We start from the raw sequence: 22,247 nt of genomic DNA, 5'->3' as shown, positions 1-22,247 counted from the left end.
GATTGAAGCACGGTTTCAGATTGAATATTCGATGATAATGAGATGCATTGGATCGGTTTGAATCCAAGTCAGCCCAAAAATAAAATATGGAGAGTGTTATATGTCTTTACGTTTAGTAGCAGCAACCTTTGCACTAGTTGGAATGAGCTTTGGCGCACAAGCAAGCGCAGAGTGTGAAGTGTCTATCGATGCTAACGATATGATGCAGTTTTCGACCAAAACGTTGAGTGTTCCAGCAACGTGTAAAGAAGTAAAACTGACGCTGAACCACACAGGTAAGATGCCAGCGCAGTCAATGGGTCACAACGTGGTCATTGCAGACACGGCGAACCTACAAGCAGTAGGTACAGAAGGCATGTCAGCAGGTCTTGAAAACAACTACGTGAAACCTAACGACGACCGTGTTTACGCATTTACTAAAGTGATCGGCGGCGGTGAAAGCACCTCTATCACGTTCAGCACAGAGAAAATGACTCCGGGAGGTGATTACTCGTTCTTCTGTTCTTTCCCTGGTCACTGGGCAATTATGCAGGGTAAGTTTGAGTTCAAATAAGCGTTCACGCTCGAACTCAAGCCTCTGAAAAAGAAAAGGGAAGCCAAGATAAGTGGCTTCCCTTCTTAATTAGGAAGAATAATGGTCGTAATCGCTGTGCTCTTCTAAAGTTGAAAAATTCAGGGTAAGCACGTCTTCAAAAGGCATCGGCTTATAAAAGTAGAAACCTTGAATCAAATGAATGTTTTGTTCCGCCATAAACTCCAACTCTGCTTCGGTTTCTATCCCTTCAGCAACGGTTTCTGCCCCCGTAATTTTGACCAACTTAGCCGTTAGCCTAAACAGTTCGCGACCATTTTTATTGTTGAGATTCAAAACTAAAGAGCGGTCAATTTTAACTTTATCGAAATCGTACTTAGACAAGTACCCAATTGAAGAGTACCCAGAACCAAAATCATCTAACGCAATCTTCACTCCAGCCTCACGGAGCGAAGTCAAGACTCGGTGGGTACTGTGTTCATCTTGAATCAGCATGTCTTCCGTGATTTCGAATTCCACTTGAGAGTAAGACAAAGCACTTTGGTTAATCATACTCAGCACTTTTTCCGTAAAATCGGGGACAAGACAGGTCTCTGGTGACATATTGATTGAAACCTTAAAGTTAGGCGAGTCTGCTAAAGGAGCGCTCTCTTTTAAAGCTGTTTCAACCACCCACAAATCCAACTCACTCATTAACCCCACTTTGGCAAAGTCATCTAAGAAAGTAGGAGGCGAGATCTCACCCGATTCAGAACGGTGCCTAATCAACACTTTAAGAGAACGAATCTCACCTGTCCGCGTGTTTACTTGAGGTTGGTAATACAAGATAAACTCACCGTTATTTTTTAGGTCAGTAATTCGCTTTTGTGCCGCAAATTTACTCGTAATCTCGGGGAAAAACGCCCCTGCCGATTTACCACTTTCAACACCTTCATAATTAAAGAAATCATCAGAAAGTGACTTAGCAAACGATGCATTAGCATTCCCGATATTATCCATCTGTTTAAAGAAAGGGTAATAGATTATGACACCGACTAAGATGATGATCAGCTGTAGCACCGCGCCTGTCCACGTAGAGCCCGTGCCAACATATCCACTCATCAAAGGTGGCGTCATCCAGCTCATGATTTCCGTCATTGGTGCCACCAAGCCAAGCGCCGTTGCCACATAAGCAATGACAAGACCAACAACAGGTGCAATCAAGAACGGTACGATCAACAAAGGGTTAAACATAATTGGCAGCCCAAAGATAATCGGCTCATTAATGTTGAAAAAACTTAAAATTAAAGCTGCGGTTGCCAACGCTTTGTAGCTGCGGTTTTTAGTGAGAAATAACATACAAAGCACCAAAGAAATGGTGTTTCCTGCACCACCCAAGCCCGCATAAAAATCGAAGAAGTTGGTCGTCAGTATCGGCAATGGCGTTCCGAGCAACTCATGATTTTCTATCGCTACACGTGTCGCTTCATACAACTCCGCTTTATATGGCGCAAAAATAATGTGCCCATTAATACCAATGGACCAAAATAGATTACGTACCAGCTCGTAAATAACACCATCGAAAAGAGAGTATGGGTCCAGATTTGGCAATAAAAAGCCAGCAATATCAGCGGCACAGAAAACGCGTCCTAGCACATAACCTAATAAGGTATAACCAACAACCAACACCGTCGTTGCCATGATCAAGTTGTAAGACTGGTCGACAATATTAGGCAGCTCCGACCGCATAAACCATTTGCGGTTTTGCATTACACGGACAGACCATCCCACCAAAATAGGAATGATGATTGCCAGTGGGTAATTGCTCGGTACGACCGTTCCTTCTTGCAGCAGCCCCCACTCATTACACACGATGAAATAGATCATCAACGAAGGCGTAATAACATTAACCCGTGAGACTTTTAACAGAGAAGAAAGAAACTGCGAGAAGTAAACCAATAACAAGATTGGGAACAGTTTCCAGATGATAGAACTCGCGGCTCCAACCGTGGTACCCACTTGCTCGTAACCCGCCATCATAAAAAATTGCTCAACAAAGTGCTGAATGCGGAAATCAATGACACTGGGAGCAACATGACCAGTACATTACATAAGCCATTTATGTACGAGTTGGAGGAAATTAAAGTAAAAAGCCGATTTACGTATCGATTGTTCATTTGGCTAATTTTATCCATTAGTAAACGACTCGATGAGCCGCTCAGGAAGTTCGCCGCAATTAAGGTCCGTTTAATTTGTATCGCAATGAGGGAGAGTTTCGACAGACAGTCGATGACGGTATCATTCGAGTAACAAAGCGTTGATCGTTCAACGTTGCGAATAGTCACTCAACAAAGGTAGCCATGGCCAACTTGTTGTTATCTACCAAACCAAAAGAGCGCGGACTAGGACGACCGACACTCTCTTCGTTTAGATACAACCCGCTGTTTCTTAGGTCAGCGTGGTTTGTATTTTTGCATGCTAATTAAGCAAGGAGGCGCACATTATCGCCAACAAGCCCCTCTTTTCACTCGACTTTTTAATTGTGACGATAAAAAACAGTACTGTTATTGCTCGCGTAAAATATCCGTAAGAGGAAGTGGACGAGTAAAGAAGTAACCTTGCGCTTTATCAACACCACAACCTTTCACAAAATCGTACTCTTGTTGGGTTTCCACACCTTCTGCCACAACTTCACAATGCGTGATATGGCCCAGTTTCGCTACCAATTCATATAGGTCTCTGCCTTTTTGATCATTGGCATCCAGCAGTAGCGAACGATCCAGCTTGATCTTATCAAACGGGTACTTCAGCAAGTGCGGGAACGACGCATAGCCGGTGCCAAAGTCATCCATAGCGATACGAATGCCCTGAGCTTGCAGCGCTTCCATAGTTTTAATTAAGAACACCTTATTACTAAGAATCGCTTCTTCTGTGATTTCAATTTCCAACCACTGCGGCGAGATACCATAATGAGTTAATCGCGATAGTAAGTGCGGGACAAATTCTTCTTGCTCGATCGTAGCGACTGCAATGTTGATGGCAATTCGACGATCTTTTGATAACGTCATTTTCTGCATGTCTGCCAGAACTTTCTCAATCACGAGCTTGTCCAGTAATGGCATTGAGTTAAGCATTTGGAAGTCACTCACAAATGTCGGAGGATGCAGTTTCCCTTCTTTATCAATGTATCTAAGCAAGGCTTCATAAGAGAAGATATTGACGTCACTGGTTGACTGGAGCTTTTGATAAAACATCACCAACTCCCCTTCCCTCAAAATCGAAGTCAGTCGCTTTTGTGCTGTCGATTTACTAATGCTTGAGTTATTCGAATCACGAACGTTGTTAAGCAAGGTTTTGAACAGCGAACTCTCAATGCCTGTGTAAGCCGTATTCGCACGAAACTGCGCAGAATACTTGCCGGCGTAAGCCAAATAAAATGGCCGATAGATAAAGACACCAAGGACAATGATCAATAATTGCAATAATGAGCCTTCAATCTGATTCCCCATCGCGACATAACCACTGAACAAAGGCGGCGTCATCCAGTTAACAATATTTTCAACCGGAGGAACAAGCCCTGATGCAATTGACCCGTAAGTGATGAGAAAGCTCAATAGCGGCACCAACACAAAAGGCACAATCAACAATGGGTTGAAAATGATCGGCAACCCAAACAGCAAGACTTCATTGATGTTGAAGATCACTAGTGGGGTTGCTGCTAACGCAAGCATCTGGTGGTTACGTTCTTTGGCAAACAGCAACACGCACAACAATAGGCTGATGCAATTACCAGACCCCCCCATCGACATAAACGCGTCGTAAAAACCTTGGCTAATTACATTTAGAGGAGCTTCACCGGCTTGCCACGCGAAAACATTTTCTTCTGTAGCGGCGTAGATTTGCTGCTTAATGGCAAACAACAAGTTATGCCCATTGATGCCGATTGAGCCTAAGAGGCCTAGTACCGTTTGGTAAATAATCCCGCCTTTTAGCGTGAGAGGGTCCACACCCAGTCCGCGAATCATCCCACCAAATAGAGCCATAATGAAAGCGGTTAGTCGTGATACTGCCAAAGCAATCAACACAAACAGAAAGAAGTGAACAACATGCTTAAGCAGACGAGATGAGAAATCCAGCGCTTGTGGCTCTAGCAAGCGTATTTTGAAAACGCAGCAATAGACATACGTCATCATCGCACTAAACAATGCCAGTAGTGGGTTGTTTGGCAGCATATAAGTCGCAGACAAACTGCCGTTTTCTATCGAGATCAAGTAGAACATGATCAACGAGTAAATGATGAAGACGGCACTCGACACATTGGTTTTATGTGACAGGTAATAACCCGCTACTACACAAAATGCGCTTGGGTACAGATTGATGAGGATATCTGACAGATGAAATAACATCTGTGATAATTCTACCCATCCTGAGAGACGGAACGCGTGACCTAAAAAAATGGCAAGTGCATTTGATAGAGTCAGGGGTAACAACAAGAGCGCAATAGAGGCCAAATCTGTTAGGTAAGATTTGGACCCTGCACGCCATTGCCCTGTAAGCGCCGATAAACGTTGAAAAGGCGCAAAAGTAAAGTTTAAGCAAGTTTGCATGGAGCATCTTATAGTAAAACGGGGGGGTAACTGTTGTGTAAACAGTCGTGAGTGCAAGCGCAGCCAAAGAAATCGACTATCTGTGTAGTCTTGGGGGGTGTTTTATTTGTAAATCCATCAACAAACGAAGTTACGTTGCGGGCGTAATTTAGCGATTATATGCCCTTCGATCCATTAAGATTATTTGTCGTTTCGATAAGCAATATACAAATATAACCCTCAGTGTTGACTAGTGAGGGTTAATATTTGCTAGATGATTATTGAGCGCGAACTTAATGCTCAGGATTCATTGGAAATCGCTGCTCATAAAGCTCCATAAAGTCTTTACGAATCAGATGCTCTAAGTGGTTTGCTTTATCTGTCGGGCAGAAAATTATGATATGCAGGATTTGCTCACCATTAATGTTACTTGAGATGTGGATGTGCGGCTCAGCGCCCGGCAGATCAACACCAGCGTGCTTCTCAATCATCGCGTTGTAACGGTGAGCGACGTCGGCGAAGTAGCTGCAATGCTCATCAATCTTATCGGTCAACAAAGGCAAAAGTGGGTAGAGATTGACGAAATCTTTCACCACAACAGAAAAGTCATGGTACACGTAACGCTTCATGAAATTGAGGTTCTTCACTGGGTAGGTGAAAAACATACTGTTAGGCAGCGTCGCAGTTTTCCCCGTGAAGTGGTATTGACCATGATGCAGATCGATTTCTTGAATCACTGTCGCCATCATGTTGTGTTCAATGACCTCACCACATAGCTTTCCGACTTCAATCCAGTCACCAATGCGAAACGACCGAGAACTTGCACGCTGGATTGACCCCGTAAAACACAAGATGATCTCTTTAGATGCCACCACAATTGCGACAGCAATCGCCGTAACACTTAGAGCGAACTCGCTGATTTCTGACTGCCATAAAATGAACAACAGAATCAAAGTGATAGCAAATGTGCCGTTTTTGGTTCTCGACATCCAACTGCGTTGTTCTTCTGTAATAAAGGCATCGTCGCCACGGATTCGAGACAGAATCAAACGACGTAAAAGAATGATGAACAACAGAATTAATACGGAAAATAAAATTTTATGAGTGAGAAGAAAATCGACGACTAACTGCACTTTCTCCATTACCCGACTCCCTGTTTGGTTTAGAAGGTTGACCTTTCATGCTAGCTATCACTAAGAAAACAGATAGATAGCTTGCGAAAGGACAACCTTACCAAATTATTCAGTCGGTTGTCCCAATTCGCTTTCTTTAAATACGATAAACGCTCGGCGGTTTAAAGTATTGGCTTCCGGAGATTCTTCATTGATCACAGGTTGAAGTTCACCAAAGGCTTTTACTTCCCAAACAAACTGTGATGGGTCAAGTTTCGTCTTCAGGTATTCCACTACAGCCTGAGCACGACGCTCTGCAAGTGCTTCATTGTATGAGCGAGCACCGACTTGGTCAGTATGACCAGCGACCATAATGCTACCCTCTAAACCTTGCAGTTTTGCGATGAAGTCATCTAATTGTGAAAGGTCTTCCGGTTTTAATTCCGACTTATCGAAATCGAAGTGCGGTGTCATCGCCATGTAAACCTTACGCTCTGGTTTTGGCGGCTCACAGAAAGGCATTTCTTCATATTTCTTCGCCTCTTCAAACATCACGTAAGCGCGACGGTTTTCTGCCCGCGCTTGATCAGATTTACCCAGCGCCAGTGGCTGCGACTCACCAAAGTGTTTCACATCCCAATCGTATTGCTCTGGGTCGAGTTGTTGCTGTAGATACGCTTCTACCGATTCAGCGCGGCGCATAGACAGCTTCTCATTGTACTCGTCAGAGCCTTTAAAATCGGTATGACCGACAATCGTAATGCGTCCGCCTAAGCTTCGAATATCACGGATGAACGCGTCTAGGCTTGCAGCATCAGCTTCACGAATGATGGATTTATCGAAATCGAAATGTTCAGCAACAGCGATATGAATTTCTCGCTGCGGTGCTAAACACTCACTGATTAAAAATTTGGAGACATTCCAATCTGCAAATTTATCTCGGTTCTCTTGGCTAACATAAGCATCTGCTGCACAGCCACCTAATAATGCTGCGGCCATAATTCCGCTAACTAAACGCATCGTCGTTTTCATGTGACCCTCTTATAACTTACCAACTAGGTTAATGAACACGCCTGATGCATCGTAATCATCATCATTCGCTAGGTTACCGTCAAAGCTTGAGAAGTTGTAACCCACCCCAACTTTAAAGTTATCGCTTAAGTGTTTGTTCACCGAAACCAATGCACCCTGCTCTAGCTCATCATATGTGCTGTCGGTCTTCCAATGGTACTCACCCGTTACATCCCAATCTTTCATGACGCGGTAAGAGGCACTCAAGCCATAGAGAGAAATTTTACTGTCGACTGGAATGTCTTCGCCTGATTGACGAGTAAAAATTTCACTCTTATTTTTGAATGCGTATTTCGCACCTAAATCCCAGTTTGCATCCAACGAGTAGATACCTTCGATTTCGATGATGTGGCTTTCTTCATCTTTGTAATCAACATCTCGATTAAGTTGGTCGAAATCCACCAAGTAGGTGTAACGCGATAACACGTTCAAGCGGTCGTTGTAGATAGGGCGATATGCCAAACCTGCTGTCGACTCAATGAAGCGCGCTAACACTTTGTCACTCGATTTACTTTCAGAAAGCGAATAGTTGAACTTACCAAATAGGGTGTACTCCTCCGTTAGGTGATGTGTGTAACGGTTGGTGGTGACCCATTGATCAACACGTTTTTTATCTGGGTCTGTCGTTTCATCGGTTTTGTCGACACGGTATTCAACTTTGTTCTTGAAGACCACGTCATCTAGATCAATCGAAGTGCTCACACTCACGGCTTGCCGCTCGGTTGTGATTTTCTGGTCGTCCTCTATTTCCCCTTTTTGATAGCCGATACCCATGTCGATGTCATCATTCATGTCGTAACCAAAACCAAACGAGTCAATACGACCTTTGCCGTTGTTCTCATCAACAAATTGGTTTTCTTGGTAGAAATCGACGGTAGAAGTCAGGTCTGCACGTTGACCGACAATCACGTTGTTTTTGCCTTCGTAAGTATCATCTACGTAGGTTAAGTACGTGCTGTAATCTTCGGTTACGTCGTAGGTCACACTCGCTTCAGCAGCATCACCGCGATCACCGGAGGTGTATTCTGCGCCAACCACGAAGTCTTCCAAAATACGGGTTTCACCACCCAGAGTAACGCTATCGTTCTCATCGTACTCATCTGTCTTACCGACGGTTTTTTGGCCTTTAACATAAACATTATTGTCGCTGTCCCAAATGTAATCGGCACGAAGACCCGCTAAGGTGCCTTGGCCTTTTTCATTTTCGTTATTCAGTTCATCAACTTGCTTACCTGCTGCGGAGATCTTAATGTTTTTGGTGACTTTAACCTGTGCTTCCAGCTCCGCTTGTTGGGTATCTGTTCTTAGATCGCCATCGGATTCGCGCTCTTCAATCGAGGTAAAGCGTGTTTTCACAGCAACACGATCGGTCGCTTGGAAGCGAATTTCAGTGCCGTAAGATTCTTGTTCTAAATCGTCATCTTGGTTTGCGTAGCTGTATCCCGCATCTTTAGATTTATACCAGCCCTTAACATCGTTACCCACCGCAGAGAAGATATTCGGCGCAATATCATAAAGGTTCATCACGCCTTTCACCTGATAGATGTCACCTTCTCTATCTTCACCGACAGTACCAATCGGCTCAAAAGTTAAACCGCCGTCTAATGAGACAAAGTTTGAATCGGTTTGACGGCCTTTACTATGGCCAAATTCCGCCTTCAAATACGTACCTTCAGAGGCGCGTAATGTCAGATCTGTTCCGTACGCTTCGTAATCTTGGTTGTCTTTTTCTTCGGTTTGATAATTGGCACCAACACCAATGTAATCATTCACCCATCCTTTAACACGACCACCAGCAGTCAATGCATCCAAAGCATCACTGCCCTGAGGTACATATTCATAGTCCACCGCTAGATAGTTGTCATAACCAGACGATGGTTGGTCGTTGATGACGGTGCCGAAGTTATCTGAAATGATGTTGTTCAGCGGTCTGGTCAGAATAATACGACCTTGATACGGGTCAATTTCATAGTCTCGTCCCGATTGCAGTGGCATTTCCTGAACCGTGATGCTGCTGTCAGGGTCAACAACTTTCACCATCACCTTGTCGCTGCCCGGAACCACTTCACCATGACGCAAGAAGTACAGCGAACCGCCAGTCCCTAGGAATTCATCGTGAGCAAAGAGTGAATCAGATTCAGCAGCAAAACCAACAATGTTCAAACGGTCTTCACCAAACTTAGTGGTTGAACGGGTACGGTAATCGCCTTTGAAACCATACAAGCTACGGTTGTAGTCGTTGTTGTCGGTGCCAGTAATACCAGTGTTGTAGTTACCCCACAAAACATTGGATTTATCGTACTCAACGTTGAGGTAAACTTTACCTTTGGTATTCACCACTTTGTAGATGTTGGAGCTGTCACCATAGTTGCCATAATACATCTCATCGTCGTCTTCCAGAATGTCGAATACGCTGGAGGAGTCAGAGGCAAACGGGTGCTTAAACATGTCTCGCACGTCGCTTTCTTTGGTATCAAAGTGGGTAGTAATTCTGAGTTTGTCACCAAACTTACCTTGGCCAAAGTACGCTAGGCGGCCTTGATTGTAGATATCATCTTGGTATTGGTCATCGACTGCCAATGCAGCGGAGTTGCCCGTCACCTTATTTTTACCGATATAGAAATCGGCAAGACCGGCTTGTACCCAGTATTCATCTGGAATACGTACATACAATTGGTAGCGACGCTCTTCTCCATTGTCGAATACTACGCGCGTCGGGAACAAGTACGCATCCGCGGGTAGATATTGCTCTGCGTACAACTCACCTTCTTCAACATCAAATTCGTCTTCGCCGATAATGACCTTATCAACGCCTTTTAGTCCCGTACCGATGAAACGTGCCAGCCCTGCTGAGGTCGGAATGTTATGGCGCATCAACTGTGCTTTACCAAGTTTACGGCTTTGTTCTTCTTCGCCGTCGTTCTTGTCGATGTCGACTTCAGAATCTGGCTCAACTAGGTTAATCACGCCGACCGTCGTCACGTCCATATTGCCGTCTTTATCGAACGCCTTTAAGCGAAACAACAACTGTTCATTCGATTCGAATTGGTAATCTTGCTCGGTTTGACCATCCCAAACTATATTGAAGTCGTTGGCGAACTGTTGCCCTTCCACGATCGCAAGTGGTGCGACTAAACCCCGGTCACCCCCGCGATAAACTTCCAACTGATAATGGTCTACGTAATAGCTGAAGTTGGTGGTAATCGCGAAACTCATTTCTTGTAATGGCTTACCGTCACGAACTTCAATGTCACTGCTGATACTTAGATCTAACACAGGGTCAAAACGCATAATGTCACGGCTTGCCCAGATCGCACCTTGTTCTAAATAAATACGCGAATTATCGATTTGCTCATGCGCTTTAACTTCAATACCCAGTGAGTCACTGTCAAGTTTCTCCAATTGACTGGTGTCTTTCGCGAACGAAAGTATCGGCAACCCAGCCGCGATACACATTGTCAGTTTTGATGGTCTCAATCTAATCATAAATAATCCTGCTTAACCGCTTAAGTGGTCGGCTGGGCGCACCCAGCCTGCATCTGTGCTGCTAACGGTTAATCATCCCCACTGCTTTTGATGCTGAAGTTAAATTTCGTCAGTTTGTTTGGTGTGATTCGGCGCACTTTTGGGTTTTCACTGATTACCTTCATGCCTGTTGGTAGCGAGTCAGTGTCGACTTTGACCAAGAACTGCTTACCTTTTTTATTCAACACCCACTGATCTGGTACATGGTATCGACCATACTGGTCTGTCTCGATGATAATGCCTTCGACAGTCAATAAGCGAACCCCAGGAATACCGTCTTCGTAGATCCCTTTGTTCTCTACGACGATCTCCCAAAGGTAATCATCACCATCTCGATAGAGGTTTCGTATCACATCAATATTTTCTGCCGACAATCCTTTCTTCTTATCTCCTTTGTGCTTAGTCGTAACGTTACCTTGCATGTCAAATTCGATGTAAGTGCCATTATCGGTCGTCACCTTGAATGGGAAGCCTTGGCGGGTCCGCGTCTTAAATTGGAAAGCCACTTTGTTGCTACCTTCAATGGTTCGGTTGCGAGATAAGCCATACAATTCATCGACTTCATATCCTTTATCCACACTCGACATCACAACGTCTTGTCCTTTCAATTTCACGTTCGCATCTCTCAACTGAGTCTCTACGCCATCTTGAGTAATGAACGTGGAATTCGGAATGTAATCCTCCTCAGCAAGGTCAACATCGATGTAGATATCATCGGCAGTGGCATCAGCTTGGAAGCCATCACCATTGTGATCTTCAAACACCTTACCGATGATGGATGCAGTATCGAACACCTTGTCTGGCATAACTTCAACCGTTGCACTGGCGAGGTTCGACTTCACAACGTAGTTGGTCGTGGTGTTTTGTGCGGAGAAGCTTTCTGCCGGTGGCGCTTCTGCCCATGCGGTGTTGGTGTAAACGCCAAAGGTAGCACCAACACTCACACGCATTAGGTAACGAATTCGAATTGCGTCTGCAGTTTGCGAGTCACCGTTGCCATAGATATTCATATCTCCGACTTCGAAGAACAACTGATTGGTCTTAGTTGGCTCTACGGTAATTTGGATGTCGTCTGCGGTATCGAACACTCCATCTGGTCCACTGTTCACCATCTCGGTAGAGTCAGGGATGTAAGCGAAGCCCCCTGGGTAGCGGTCAACCAACCGAACCCCTGTAAATGGGTTGTCGTTTTCGTTGGTGATCGTCACTTCATATTCCACAACTTCACCGACACTCGCTTCTGACTTGCTAGCAACCTTAGTTACTTTCAGCATGCCTTCGTTGTACGCTTGCTTCTTGACCTTAATGGTCACATTGGCGGAAGCGGTTTCACCTGTCGATGCGGCGGCGGTGAATACGTTTGTGAAGTTGTCATCGATACCTCGGTTGATTTCACCCTTCACCACGATTTCGTATTCATTACCTTGATACGCCTTCATGGTGTGGTTTGAATCGACATTGCTGTCTGAATCAACAGAAACCACAACACCAGACTTGAGCTCGGTGATGGTCGCTTTCCATGTGGTGAACAATGGATTGCCGTTGTTACCAATGAGCTTATCGATTTCGTCCAACAAGTTGACGCTTTCTGCATCGGCAGAACCTCGGTTGGTCGCGGTCATTGTGAAGGTAATTTCATCGTCGTCGTTGGTGTATTCCGCTTTATCCGCCACCTTGGTCACCGACAAAATGATCGGCAGTGGTTTGATGGTTGCGAAATCGTCAGCAAGGACATCACTTTCTGACTTGTCATAGGCATACGCGTGATTGGTGATTTCTCCCATCGCATCCGCGTTGACGACACCCGTGATTTCAATGTCCAACTTATCGTTTGGCGCAATAATCACGCGGCTATTCACATCCAGGTTGTCGCCCTGAATTTGTGGCAACACGATGGTGCGGTCGTCATTATATGAGCTTGTCATACTCCAGCTGGTAAACGCTGGCGCTTCGGTGTCGTGAATCGTATTCACCTTCAACTCTGAGATAAGATCCTTAAGCACTATCTCTTCGGTAAACGAGCCAGATTCATTACTTAACACCACGTGGTAAGTGACGTTTTCACCCGGACGGTAGTACTCGTCATCCACGGTTTTCTCAAGTTTTACTGACTCTGGCATCGCTAAGAGCGTCGCTGTTGCGTCTTGAGTATCCCCCCGGAACGTCGCGCTTGCCGTGTTTTCAATCTCACCAATGGCGTATTGGTTTACGAGACCAGTAATCACAAACTCCACCTCATCATTTGCCGCAATGCTCAGCGTCGAATCAATGTCGGCATTCACACTTGGAATATTGGTGATGTCTGTTTCTGGGTTACCTTTGTTGATATCAATACGCCATGAATCAAACGCTTTCACGGTCGTCCCATCAAGTCGAACAACTTCAATATTGCTGATAGCATCTTTCACACCAACATCCGTTGCTGGCACAGTGCCTTCATTCTTCACCTTAACGCGGAATGTCGCTTCCGTGCCGGGAACATAGTATTCCGTGTCTGCGGTTTTCTCGATTGAGATACCTTGAGATTGAGGTTGGATGGTCGCACTTGATTGTTGCGTGGTGCCATTCAGATCCGCAGTGGCAATATTGGTAATTTCGCTCGCTGCCAATGGATTGGTTTTCACCGTAATGGTGAACTCGACAATATCATGTGGGGCAATATCAATAACTGAGCGAATATCTTGGTTATCGACTGGCATTGGTGTGATAGTCGTACGACTGTCACTCTTAGTCGTTTCGATAGTCCAACTCTCAAAAGCACGTTCATTTACACCGTAGATGTTGATCGCTTTAATGCCTGACAGAGTGTCGTCTAGCTCAATATCATTATCAAAGCCATCGGTCCCGTTGTAGACACGAACATGGAATACCGCTTCTTCACCCGGGATATAAATTGGCGATTCGGCCGTTTTCTCAATCCAAACTTCTTCAGGTAACGTTTCAAGCGTAGCCGTTGCATCGGTAGTCGCACCACCAAACTCAGCCGTCGCGGTGTTAACGATATTGGCCACTGCACTGCTGTTGATTGTACCTGTAATAGCAAATTCCACCGTGTCACCAGGTGCAATATCAAGGTTGGTAGAAATATCACCGTTTGGTCCCGGAACCGTATCTATGTTGGTACGTGGGTCCCCTTTAGTGGTCACGATCGTCCAATCGTTAAACGCAGGTTCTATCGCTCCACCAGAGGTTTCAACTTCAAGTGAAGAAATGATGTCCTCGACTTTTACATCTCCCGCAAAGCCGGAACCATTATTGGTCACTTTGACGCGGAATGTGGAGAACTCACCCGGTTGGTAGTAACGCTCATCGGTGGTTTTCTCCAGAACGATATCACCCGGACGTGGTTTCAACGTTGCTGTTTCCGTCACGTCTTTACTGTTGTGATTCAACGTTGCGGTGTTAACAATGTCGCCCGTTGCTTCCGGGTTCACTAAGCCAATAACGTAAAGAGTGATGGTGTCGTTCGGTGCGAGGTCGATGTTGTAATCAATATCCTTGTCAACCACAAGTGAGTTCGCATCGACGGTAGTCAGTGAACTGCCCGTAACATATTGAACCGCCCATTGTAGGAAAGCTTGGTTGGCCGAACCATCAATGGTATTCACGGTGAGCGCACCAATTTCATCTTTCAGGTTGATGTCATTCGCGTAGCTGTTACCTTCGTTGACAATTTTCAGGATGTAACCTGCCGCTTGGTTAGGGCTATAAAACTCCACCATTGGCTCTTTCGTAAAGGTTAAATCTGGGATCGTCGCTGTGCTGGTTGCTTCTGCAGTTTTAGTCGAACCATTGTAGGTCACTTCAACTTGGTTGGTGACATCGCCCACTACTTCTGGGTCAAGCTCCCCTTCTGCAGTAATGGTCACGACATCATTTGGACTGATGTCCAAGCTGCCATCTAAAAACTCACCCGTGGACGATGGGAACTTAGTGTCACCCGTCTGTGAAGACGCATTGAAGAAGATGGTGCCAGACTCAAACGCTTTTACTGTCGCGCCCGTAATACTGGTCGAAGTAATGTCGTTGACTAGATCCTTAATGGAAACATCACTTGCCCAGTTGGCTGTGGTGTTTTCAATTGTGATGGTATAAGTCAGCTTGTCACCTGATTCGTATTGGCTCTTATCAACCGTTTTATCGACCGTGAGATCAGCCGTTGCCGCCACATAAGTCGCATCCGCAGTTTGAGAGCCGCTTGAATCGCTCACTTCCACTACGTTAGTGATATCGCCAACAAGGTCCGCTTTTACAACACCTTCAACATGAAGTTTCACTGTGTGGTCTGGGTGAATGTTGTAGCGAATCTGATAACCATTGTCGCCAGTCACCTCAGAGCCTGCAATGGGCTGAGTCAATGTTGGATCAGTACCGTCAACACTCACTGACGTCGCTGACCAAGAATCAAACGCACGCACAGGTAATGTTGCGCCGGCTTTCTCAGCGCGAATCGTCTTCCAAAGGTCTGAAATCAGAACATCGGTCGCATAACCTGTACCTGTGTTTTTCACCTCGATATCGTAGCCAATGGTATCGCCCGGATGGTAAATCGCGGGGGTAATTGAAGTGACTTTCGAAACGGTAAGTGTTCCCGGTTCAGGGACGATAACTTTTTCTTTCAGGTTGTAGGTGAAGTAATTGGTTCCTGAATTTAGTTTGCCTTGTAGTTGGTTAGTAAACTCACCAACGGCATCATCGCGAGCATGACCAACGACTTCGATTAAGATTTCCGTATAAGTATCATCGGCCGCTTTACCACCCATCTGAACCGTCACATCAATATCCGTATTTGGAGCTACAGAGTTAAGGTTACTAATGTCTGTGTAAGCCGGATTACCATCAGTGATAATTTGAGCACTTACCGTCCAATCCTTTAAAGCAACTTGCTCTGTACCATCAGCGACTTCAACTTTGTAATTGCTAATAATGTCACGAATGTCAATCAACTCGTTATTTGCAGTCTCGTTGCGAACACGCATTTGATACCGAACTTCTGAGCCTGGAGTATAAGTTGGTGTATCCGTTGATTTTTGAGCAATCAGGCTCGACGTACCAGGATCTAGAACGACGGCATTACTATCAACGCCGTTGACTTTGGCCACATTGGTAATGGTCCCTGTGGCGTCCGCCGCTACTGTGCCGTCAATCTCAAACACAACGGTGTCGCCTGGCATCAAGTCGAACGCTGCATTCAGTGGTACAGTTCCTTGGTAGTTACCCGTAATTGAGAATCGGTCTGCATCAGGCGCACTCACGATTGCCACACTGTAGTCTTGGAATGCTGCCTTACCATCAGATGTATCAATGGTGTTTAGTTCATCAACGATAGTCGCGCCATTGGTAATGCTGTCGCCCACGTTGGTCACGCTAACTTGATATTGAACTTGACCGTTCGGGTTGTAGTGACAGCCTGTGCCAGTCGTTGATGGGAAAGTACATGTGCCACTGTCTGCGGTTGTACTCAGAACTGACTTCTCGAAGTTCAGTACAGGCACAACTGGTGGAATGACGTCCGTGGTATCACTTTGGTTCCCAGCCTTACCCGTGTTGCCATCGATATCACCAAGAGCGTCCGGGCGAACTTTTCCTTTAACCGTAAACTCAATGACTTCTTCCGGAGCGATATCGACTAGTAGGTCAAGATCATCAGTCGCATCATAAGACTCGATGTAAGTGTCTTGGGTTCCCGTTGTACCTGTTGAAGTGAAAGCATGAGATATATCCGTATCTGAGAACGCTGATTTCGTCGTCCCACCGATCACTTCAACGCGAACGTTAGAGACAATATCTTGGATAACGGTTTGGTCACGCCACACGGGCTCGGTGTTGGTCACCGTGAATTTGTAGATGACCTCATCTTCAGGTTTGTAGGTGTCACCGGATACATAAGATTTGCCATCGATTGAGACAATTTCTTTGCTCACCGACAGATTACTGCCCTCAGGCGTAACTTTTGCGGAATTGAAGTTACTGCCGTTGTATTTCGGTGTCGCAACAATCTGGTCGAGCGCATCTTGGCGGATCTGTGACTCCATGACAAAGTCAATCCAACCACCCGGCGCGATCGAAAGTACTGAAATATCGATATCTGCATTCGCACCACCAGTGTAGCCATCAATCAGAGTAGTCGCTTCACCGGATGTGGTAGCGGTGACTGTCCAACCATATTGATCAAATGCAGGTAGCGTTTGTGAGTCAGATTCACCAGCTGCATTCTGAGCAACACGTACTTTGACATTTGAGAACAACTCTTTCAGTGATTTGTTGTACTCCAAACCTTTACCATTGTTCTCAATACGCAAGTGGTAAACGATCTTTTCGCCGTCTGTCGTATGGTTGTATGTGGTCTTGTGTGTTGCCAATGATGTATCAGTGTACGCTTTATGCAACTTAACAATGTTCACCGGCAACATGTTCACCGGTTCTGACGGTAAGTTATGGCTCTTGTCGACCACTGCAACGTTAAGAATTTGACCTATCGCTTTCTCACTGATCTTCGCTTTGATGGTGTAAGTAACAAAGGTTCCGCCTGTTGCAAACTCATTAGCTGCTAGGTTGAACTTAGTATCGATATCACTGTTGTTACTGACAGAGCCCGCATCACTGATGCCACTCGAATCAACACTGGTAACAATGGTCCATGAATCAAATGCACGTCCTTTACCACTACCATCGAAGTAATCGGTCTGGATCTTGCCGATTTCATCCTTGATTGGCATCTCATTAATGTGAACATTATTTAAGTTCTTCAGTGAGATTTCATACTCGATGTAGCCACCCGGCGTATAACCACCACTTAACTCGGTAGTGCCATCCTGATCGTAGATTTTGGTAACATGTTTAGAAAAGTCGTACTTCTCAGCAGACGCTTTGGTCTCTGCGCTCACAGTATCGCCATCGACAGTAAGCAAGTTCAAAATCTCACCGACGGCGTTATTGTTCACCTTAGCCGTCACAACATATTCAATGATTGTGCCTTTGGGGATAGAGGCATGAGTATCGATATCTGCGTTATCAGCAATCTTGCCATCCAGATCGACAATGGCTTTTGAACTACCACTGACAATCCTTGGTACAACCGTCCAACCCGAGTCAAACGCTTTACCGCTTGTGCCATCAACAAGATCGACCATGATATTGGACAGTCGGTCGATAACAGGAATGTTGTATGCGTTACCCTTGCCATCGTTTTCGATTGTTAAACGGTAAACTAGAGGTTGTCCCGGCTCGTAGCTTGATTGATCAACCGTCTTACTGAACGCCAGATGATAGCTGTTCGGGATCACCGTGATGCCACCAATAGTGATTGTACCGGTCGCGTCTTCACGCACCACACCCACGACTTCAAAGGTAACGGAATCTTTGCCAGCCACATCGATCGTTGTGTTGATGTCTTTATTATCCGCAACAGTACCATCCAATGTGCCGTCGGTTGTGCCGTCGCCACCATTTGAATCATCTTTCGAAACATCAACGGTGAAACCTTTATCAAATGGCGTCGCTAAAGAGCCATCCAACAACTGAGTCGTCACACCAGTAATGTTTTCGCTTACAGCGTGGTCATTGACATAACCTGTTTGAGAAGAAACCGTCACTTGATAAGTTAAGGTATCACCTGGTGAATAGAAGCGAGACTCAACCCCATTAACCAGTAACTTCCTCACCACATCGCCGCCATTGTAAGCTCGCTCCATCTCGTGATGAGAAAGATGTGATTCTTCAGTAACTTGGCCAAAGTCACGGTATACGTAGGCGTCATTCTCAATTTTGTCGTTTAAGTTCCCCATTGAATCCTGAGAACCAATAACATTGTCTTTAACACGAGCTTTAATTCGGAAAGTACGCAATTCGCCCGCAGCAAGTGTCATCGTGTTCGATGCATCACCAGGTGGGTAGATAAAATCTTCGGTAGTTTGAGATTGAAAACCGCCGCCGTCATCGAAATCAAACTGCCAGTATTCAAACGGAGATTGGTTTGGGTAGTTTTCATATTGGTTGTCTTTGTCATTTGCCAAAACAGAACGAATGTCTGTCAGTAAATCAACGACCTTAAGACCGCTTTCGACATTCGCGCCATTGTTCAAAACACGAATTTCATAAGTGACATCATCGCCAGGAACAAAGCGAACTTTATCCGCTGTTTTCAGAATAGAAACGTTAAGAGAGTCCCCTGATGTACCACCAATCTCGGCAGAAGAGGATTGGTTTAAGTTCGTCGATGGATCGTAAATCTCTGCGGTATTAGCAATCTCATCTTCTATGTAATCGTCTTTAACTTTGCCTCTCACATTGTAAACAACGTAACCTTCGACACCGTTAATTTTAGGATCGATATCGATACGACTATCGATATTTCCATTATTTGGATACCCCGACTTTTCACCAGCATAACTGCCCGTTTTAAATGGTGAATTATTGGAATCTGTAGACGCCGTTATTTCCCATTCAGAGAACGCATTCAAGCCCTTAATATCATCTGTAACACGAACTTCGTTTGCATAACCTGGCCCAGTATTGACGATAGTAATCTTGAAGTTAACCCATTGGCCTGGAACAAACGAATCATCAGGTGTTGTTTTCGCAACAATCACTTTTGGATCATGAGGATAAACAATAACCGTATCCGATGCAGATGATTGAACTGTCGAGTCCGATGTTTTGATTTCTGCTGTGTTGTCAAATTGCGAGTATATAATCTCACTTTCATTTGAACGGTCGATTTGTGCCACGATGGTGTAAACCACTTCAACGTTCGGTGGGATTTGTGCCGTTGTATCTAGGTCCGTATTTGGCGCAAAAGTACCGACATCGGTATACGCTGGATTGCCATCCAATTGAGGATCATCCGAAATGATTTCAGCACTGATCGTCCACGACTTGAAGACTTGTTTTGACGTCGTATCTGGTTCCAATATCTTCGCGGTGATCGAAGATAAGGTGTCTTTTACCGCCACATTTGTCGCATAACCGTTTTCTTTGTCGTTCTTTAGGCTGATTTGGTACGTAACCTCAGTATCCAGCTTAGAGTAAGCCGTCTGCTCACCATGAAAACCTGAGTCAGTATTCGTCTTCACACGTTTGTTTAGCTCAATTGCAAAGTCACGAGGGTCAGAGCCTCGATCGGCATAGACGGAGCCATCAACAGTTACTTCATTAGATATATGACCATTCGCTAAAGGGTCAGTCTGGGCGGCAATGGTGTACTCAATGTAGGAGTGAGGTTGAAGCGTAGCAATGACATTCAAATTGTCAGGGTGTTTCACTTCTCCAGTGATACCAGTATTTGAAGCGTTCGCTGGTGTGCCATCGTCTTTAAACGCTTCGGCAGTGATCGTCCAATCCGAATAAGCATTGATTTCTTTGCCATTGATATCGGTTGTTTTCACTGAGTTAAGGTCGTCTAGTACCTGAACTTGGTTTGCAAAACCATCACCGTCGTTCGTCACGGTAATGGTGTAAGTCAGAGTCTGGCCAGAAGAATAAAAACGGCTATCTACGTCTTTACTCGCACGTAAGTTATCATCTGGAGTTTGAACACCCGAGCCTTCTTCGGTTACGTTATCATTAGAGCAACTTGGGTCGTCATCAAGAATGAGGCCTGTACTGGTATCATTCGTTTTGGCAGTCAGTTTGTACTTAATGGTTTTACCCGGTGCGATGTCCGGTGTCAGCGAGAGTGGAGTTGATGTCCAAGCTCCATAACTAAAAGAGCCAGGATCAGAACCAATCGAGTCTTCACCAGAAATCACTTCAACTTTCCATTTTTCGAAAGCCTGCCCGTCACCAGCGCCACCCGCTTGCTCGGTAACAACACACGTCAAGTTATCTTGAACTAACAGGTTATTGGCAAAGTATTTTGATGAGCCATTTGTAACGGTAATTTCGTACTCAATTTCACCACCTGGTACATATTCGGATGCAGAAGTGGTTTTAGAAATAGAGATATCAGAATCTGTCACACTCAGCACTTTTTCTGCGTCAACCGTATCGGAAATACTGGAGCTCTCGACTAGCGAACCAGACTCATCTGTCACCGAAGCAGTAAAGCCTTGCAAAGTACCAATCGTAATCGGTGTTAGTGTTGCTTTAATTTGGTAAGTAATCGACTCACCCGGATAAATAGAAACGGTATCGTCAAAGTCGACATCCGTTTGTGGACCGCCTTGGTAATCAGAAAGTGAATTACTGCCAATGCTTGAAACTGTAATATCCCATGTGGTGAAGGGATTTCCATCCACATCAGTGTTATCGTATGAAGGAGATAAATTGTTCGCTAAACCATTGCGGCTTACTAAGTCTTTAATATTCTGTTTTACATGGTAATTATGAGCAATCGCACCGCCGTTATTACTCACCTTCAATTCAAAATCAACTTCACCGTTAATTAGGTATGGCGATGTCGAGTTTAACGTGTGCTCAAGTTCAATATCAGGATCAGCTGGCGGTGTCGATAGTAGGTTACTGTCGACCGTACCAGCACGAGTCGTGGAGCTTGCTTGGGTATCAATATCGGATACTAGGTCCGCAGCAACCGTCGCTTTGATGGTGTAAGTAATGTAGCCACCAACAGAGATCTCCGCATCGGTGACCGATAAATCCCCTGTTGTCGCAAAGTTACCGGCATCGCTCCCCGATGAAGCGACGGCACTAATGGTAACACTGCTAAATGCATCCCCCGTTGAACCGTCTAACTTCTGCCCCGTTAAAGATGCAAATTCTTGCTCAATATCTAATCCTTTAACCGCATAAGCACCGTTATTGGTTGCCGTCAAAGAGTAAGTCAATGTGCCGCCAACCTCATATTCCTCGGGATTAACATATTCTTCCAGAAGATAATCGTATTCAGCTGGGGGGAAAGTAATCGTGTCCGTGTTTGTAAAAGTCGTTTCTGTGCCGGAAACCGTCCCTTTTACTTCTGTGTTGCCGAGAACGATATCTTCAGCGGCATCATCAGCAACTGTTGCTTCAATTTGATAAGTAATGCGCCCTAGCGGTAATAAGTTAGCGCCGGTCACGTTCAAATTACTATTGCTGGAGGAATAACTACCTGCATTCGTTCCTAAGGTGTGAGTATCGGTAATCTTGACACTGCTGAACGCCCTACTCGATCCAGACATCACATCCCAAATGGCATTCGTCACTGACACATCACTGATCGTGCTGATCGTCGTATTTCGAACTTCAATCGAGTATGTAATGACCTGTCCATTTTCATAAGGCAGACCGAATGTTGGGCTAAAAGATATTTCAATTTCCCCTGCTGCTAATGCTTTGAAAGGAAGCAAAAACATAAGCAAAAACAAGGCTAGATAACGTTGAACAATTGGCACAATACTTTTCCGACTCATATAAAATATTAATTATTCAGATATTTATGACTAAGCTAGCAATAGCGTCAAAAACTAGGCGCCGAGATATTGTCGACAGAAGAATTTACATTGT

Annotated in this window: 6 protein-coding genes and 1 pseudogene; 1 reads left to right on the top strand and 6 read right to left on the bottom strand. The window is 45.0% G+C overall.

What is annotated here, in order from left to right; genetic code table 11:
* Positions 1–100: 100 nt before the first annotated feature.
* Positions 101–553 carry an azurin gene (gene azu / locus OQJ86_RS07985; RefSeq protein WP_005441233.1) on the top strand — a complete coding sequence of 151 codons (453 nt, stop codon included), beginning with the start codon at positions 101–103 and terminating at the stop codon, positions 551–553.
* 69 nt (positions 554–622) lie between these two features.
* On the opposite strand, the pseudogene OQJ86_RS07980 reads toward azu, so the two are convergent.
* The 6 genes and pseudogenes from OQJ86_RS07980 to OQJ86_RS07955 all read right to left on the bottom strand — a co-directional run bounded on the left by OQJ86_RS07980 (position 623) and on the right by OQJ86_RS07955 (position 22,153).
* Positions 623–2,688, bottom strand: a pseudogene (locus OQJ86_RS07980) (EAL domain-containing protein).
* A 387-nt stretch (positions 2,689–3,075) separates the two neighbouring features.
* The gene (locus tag OQJ86_RS07975) at positions 3,076–5,118 is read right to left on the bottom strand and encodes an EAL domain-containing protein (protein ID WP_265987423.1); all 2,043 of its coding nucleotides are present in this window, start codon (positions 5,116–5,118) and stop codon (positions 3,076–3,078) included.
* A gap of 272 nt (positions 5,119–5,390) precedes the next feature.
* A complete protein-coding gene (locus tag OQJ86_RS07970; protein WP_265987422.1) occupies positions 5,391–6,239 on the bottom strand; it encodes a mechanosensitive ion channel family protein in 849 nt (282 codons plus the stop codon).
* 96 nt (positions 6,240–6,335) lie between these two features.
* Entirely contained in the window at positions 6,336–7,241 is a 906-nt protein-coding gene (locus OQJ86_RS07965) for an OmpA family protein (protein WP_265987421.1), read from the bottom strand.
* Positions 7,242–7,250: 9 nt separating this feature from the next.
* Entirely contained in the window at positions 7,251–10,766 is a 3,516-nt protein-coding gene (locus OQJ86_RS07960) for a hypothetical protein (protein ID WP_265987420.1), read from the bottom strand.
* A gap of 68 nt (positions 10,767–10,834) precedes the next feature.
* Positions 10,835–22,153 carry a hypothetical protein gene (locus OQJ86_RS07955; protein WP_416236448.1) on the bottom strand — a complete coding sequence of 3,773 codons (11,319 nt, stop codon included), beginning with the start codon at positions 22,151–22,153 and terminating at the stop codon, positions 10,835–10,837.
* Positions 22,154–22,247 lie beyond the last annotated feature (94 nt).

This window comes from Vibrio sp. Sgm 5 (genome assembly GCF_026241575.1).
Taxonomy (GTDB): Bacteria; Pseudomonadota; Gammaproteobacteria; order Enterobacterales; family Vibrionaceae; genus Vibrio; species Vibrio jasicida.
This window is presented reverse-complemented; position numbering and strand designations above follow the sequence as displayed.

Bases quoted from the DNA above. Each gene is read 5' to 3' on its own strand.
- azu (WP_005441233.1), top strand. From the start codon at position 101: ATGTCTTTACGTTTAGTAGCAGCAACCTTTGCACTAGTTGGAATGAGC.
- OQJ86_RS07975 (WP_265987423.1), bottom strand. From the start codon at position 5,118: ATGCAAACTTGCTTAAACTTTACTTTTGCGCCTTTTCAACGTTTATCG.
- OQJ86_RS07960 (WP_265987420.1), bottom strand. From the start codon at position 10,766: ATGATTAGATTGAGACCATCAAAACTGACAATGTGTATCGCGGCTGGG.
- OQJ86_RS07965 (WP_265987421.1), bottom strand. From the start codon at position 7,241: ATGAAAACGACGATGCGTTTAGTTAGCGGAATTATGGCCGCAGCATTA.
- OQJ86_RS07955 (WP_416236448.1), bottom strand. From the start codon at position 22,153: ATGAGTCGGAAAAGTATTGTGCCAATTGTTCAACGTTATCTAGCCTTG.
- OQJ86_RS07970 (WP_265987422.1), bottom strand. From the start codon at position 6,239: ATGGAGAAAGTGCAGTTAGTCGTCGATTTTCTTCTCACTCATAAAATT.